Annotated in this window: 4 protein-coding genes and 1 pseudogene; all 5 read left to right on the plus strand. The window is 69.0% G+C overall.

Annotated elements, in window-relative coordinates:
- Window positions 1-96, plus strand: a pseudogene (locus AC6RA4_RS21010) (phosphonate C-P lyase system protein PhnG); the annotation flags it as partial.
- The gene (gene phnH, locus AC6RA4_RS21015; RefSeq protein ID WP_500163654.1) at window positions 96-665 is read left to right on the plus strand and encodes a phosphonate C-P lyase system protein PhnH; all 570 of its coding nucleotides are present in this window, start codon (window positions 96-98) and stop codon (window positions 663-665) included. The pseudogene AC6RA4_RS21010 and the gene phnH, both read left to right, overlap by 1 nt.
- Entirely contained in the window at window positions 665-1,750 is a 1,086-nt protein-coding gene (locus AC6RA4_RS21020) for a carbon-phosphorus lyase complex subunit (protein WP_500163656.1), read from the plus strand. Before phnH ends, AC6RA4_RS21020 begins: the two co-directional genes overlap by 1 nt.
- Window positions 1,747-2,625 (plus strand): alpha-D-ribose 1-methylphosphonate 5-phosphate C-P-lyase PhnJ, encoded by an 879-nt coding sequence (locus tag AC6RA4_RS21025; RefSeq protein ID WP_500163658.1) that lies wholly within the window; start codon window positions 1,747-1,749, stop codon window positions 2,623-2,625. The genes AC6RA4_RS21020 and AC6RA4_RS21025 overlap by 4 nt, the downstream gene beginning before the upstream one ends.
- Window positions 2,622-3,392, plus strand: a complete 771-nt coding sequence (gene phnK / locus AC6RA4_RS21030; protein ID WP_500163660.1) for a phosphonate C-P lyase system protein PhnK — start codon at window positions 2,622-2,624, stop codon at window positions 3,390-3,392. The genes AC6RA4_RS21025 and phnK overlap by 4 nt, the downstream gene beginning before the upstream one ends.
- Window positions 3,393-3,480 lie beyond the last annotated feature (88 nt).

The raw sequence follows: 3,480 nt of genomic DNA on the forward strand, positions 1-3,480 counted from the left end.
CTGGCCGAGGCCGAGGCGGCGTCGCGGCGCGCGCGGGCGGCGAAGGCGGCGGCCACCAAGGTCGAGTTCTTCACAATGGTTCGGGGAGAGGATTGATGCGCGACGACGCACTGAGCGGCGGCTTCGCCGACACCCCGGTCGAGGCCGCGCGGGCCTTCCGCGCCGCGCTCGAGGCGATGGCCCGGCCGGGCAGCATTCACGAGGTTTCGGGCGCTGCGGCCCCGGAGCCGCTGAGCCCCGCGGCGGCGGTGCTGCTGCTCACCCTCTGCGACCGCGAGACCCCGCTCTACCTTGCACCGGGCCACGATACGCCCGCCCTGCGCGACTGGCTGGCCTTCCATGTCGGCGCGCCGCTGGTCGGGCCGGGGGAGGCGATGTTTGCCATCGGGCGCTGGGACGCGCTCGCCCCGCATGACGCCTATGCCATCGGCACGGCGGAGTATCCCGACCGCTCGGTGACGCTGATCGTCGAGCGGACGGAGCTGAGCAACACGGGCGCCCGCCTGACCGGGCCGGGGATCGAGACCGAGGCGCATCTGTCGCTGCCCGAGACCGACGCCTTCGCGCGAAATGCCAAGCGCTTCCCGCTCGGCTGGGATTGCTATTTCACCTGCGGAGACCGCCTCGCGGCGCTGCCCCGCACCACCAGAACGGAGGCGCTCTGATGTATGTGGCTGTCAAGGGCGGCGAGCGCGCCATCGATGCGGCGCATGAGTGGCTCGCCGAGGAGCGCCGGGGCGATCCGGAGGTGCCCGAGCTGTCTCTGGCGCAGATCCGCGAGCAGATGAGCCTCGCGGTGAACCGGGTGATGGCGGAGGGCTCGCTCTACGATCCCGATCTCGCGGCGCTGGCGATCAAGCAGGCGCGCGGCGACCTGATCGAGGCGATCTTCCTGATCCGCGCCTATCGCACGACGCTGCCGCGCATCGGCCACTCGCGCCCGGTCGAGACCTCCGACATGCGCTGCGACCGCCGCATCAGCGCGACTTTCAAGGACGCTCCGGGCGGGCAGGTGCTTGGCCCGACCTTCGACTACACCCACCGGCTGCTCGATTTCAAACTCGCCGCCGAGGGCGCGGCACCGGTGGCACAGACCGGCGAACCGCAGCAGGCGCCGACCCCGCGCATCACCGAGTTTCTCAACCGCGACGGGCTGATACAGGACGAAGTTCACAGCGACGAGACGCCGCCCGACATGACCCGCCAGCCGATGGAATACCCCGCCGACCGGCCGCTGCGCCTGCAGGCGCTGACCCGGGGCGACGAGGGGTTCGTGCTTGGCATGGCCTATTCGACCCAGCGCGGCTATGGCCGCAACCACCCCTTCGTGGGAGAGCTGCGCATCGGCGCGGTCGAGGTCGAGATGGAGATCCCCGAGCTCGGCTTCGAGATCTGCATCGGCGAGGTCACCCTCACCGAATGCGAGACGGTGAACCAGTTCATGGGCTCGAAGACCGAGCCGGCGCAGTTCACCCGCGGCTACGGGCTGGTCTTCGGCCAGACCGAGCGCAAGGCGATCTCGATGGCGCTGGTCGACCGGGCGCTGCGCTGGCAGGAGCTTGGCGAGGAGAATGTCGGCGCGCCGGCGCAGGACGAGGAATTCGTGCTGGCGCATTCCGACAACATCCAGGCCACCGGCTTTCTCGAACATATCAAGCTGCCGCATTACGTCGACTTCCAGTCGGAGCTCGAACTGGTGCGGAAGATGCGCAGGGACGCGCAGGGCAGCATGAAGGAGGCGGCGGAATGACCGCGATGCAGCACGACCCGGCCTATAATTTCGCCTATCTCGACGAGCAGACCAAGCGGATGATCCGCCGCGCGCTGCTTAAGGCGCTGGCGATCCCCGGCTACCAGGTGCCCTTCGCCTCGCGCGAGATGCCGATGCCCTATGGCTGGGGCACCGGCGGGGTGCAGGTCACAGCCGCCTGCCTGACGCCCGAGGACCGGCTCAAGGTCATCGACCAGGGCGCCGACGACACCACCAACGCGGTCTCGATCCGCAAGTTCTTCGAGCGCACGGCGGGCGTCGAGACCACCGAGCACACTGTGCAGGCCAGCGTCATCCAGACCCGGCACCGCATCCCCGAGACGCCGCTCACCGAGGGCCAGATCCTCGTCTACCAGGTGCCGATCCCCGAGCCGCTGCGCTTTCTCGAGCCGCGCGAGACCGAGACCCGCAAGATGCACGCGCTCGAGGAATACGGGCTGATCTATGTGAAGCTCTACGAGGACATCGCCCATAACGGCGCGATCTCGACCGCCTATGCCTATCCGGTGAAGGTCGAGGGGCGCTACGTGATGGACCCTTCGCCGATCCCCAAGTTCGACAACCCCAAGCTCGAGAGCGCGGCGATCCAGCTCTTTGGCGCCGGGCGCGAGCAGCGGATCTACGCGATCCCGCCCTACACGCAGGTGGTCAGCCTCGATTTCGAGGATCACCCGTTCGAGCCCAGCAAGGCGGATCACGATTGCGATCTTTGCGGCTGCGGCACCAGCTATCTCGACGAGGTGATCACCGACGACGCGGGCGGGCGCATGTTCGTCTGCTCGGACACCGATTTCTGCGCCGCGCGACAGGCCGAGGGCCATCGCGGGCGGCTTTCCGGGGAGGACGCGGCATGACGCCCCTTTTGCAGGTCAGGGATCTGACCAAGCGTTACGGTGCCCGGCTGGGCTGTGGCGACGTGAGCTTCGATCTCTACCCCGGCGAGGTGATGGGGATCGTGGGCGAGAGCGGCTCGGGCAAGTCGACGCTCTTGAACTGCCTCGCGGGGCATCTGGCGCCGGATGAGGGGCAGGTGATCTTCGACACCCGCGCCGAGGGGCCGGTCGACACGCTGCAGATGTCAGAGCCGGCGCGGCGGATGCTGGGGCGCACCGACTGGGCCTTCGTGCACCAGAACGCCCGCGACGGGCTGCGCATGGGGGTGAGCGCCGGAGCCAACGTGGGCGAGCGGCTGATGGCCGTGGGCGCGCGCCATTACGGCGACATCCGCGAACAGGCGGTGGACTGGCTTGGCCGCGTCGAGATCGCCGAGGATCGGGTCGACGACCGGCCGCGCGCCTTCTCGGGCGGCATGCAGCAGCGGCTTCAGATCGCGCGCAACCTCGTCACCGGGCCGCGGCTGGTCTTCATGGACGAACCCACGGGCGGGCTCGACGTCTCGGTGCAGGCGCGGCTTCTGGACCTGCTGCGCGGGCTGGTGCGGGAGATGGGGCTGTCGGCGATCATCGTGACCCATGACCTTGCGGTGGTGCGGCTGCTGGCGGACCGGTTGATGGTGATGAAGTCGGGCGCCGTCGTGGAGACGGGGCTCACCGACCAGGTGCTGGACGATCCGCAGCATGGCTACACGCAGCTCCTCGTCTCGAGTGTCTTGCAGGTTTGAGGCGCCGGAGGGGGGGGGGGGGGGGGCGCCCCCCCCCCCCCCCCCCACGAAAAAAAAAAAAAAAAAGGACGGGGGGGGGGTGGGGGAG

Source organism: Salipiger sp. (assembly GCF_059781815.1).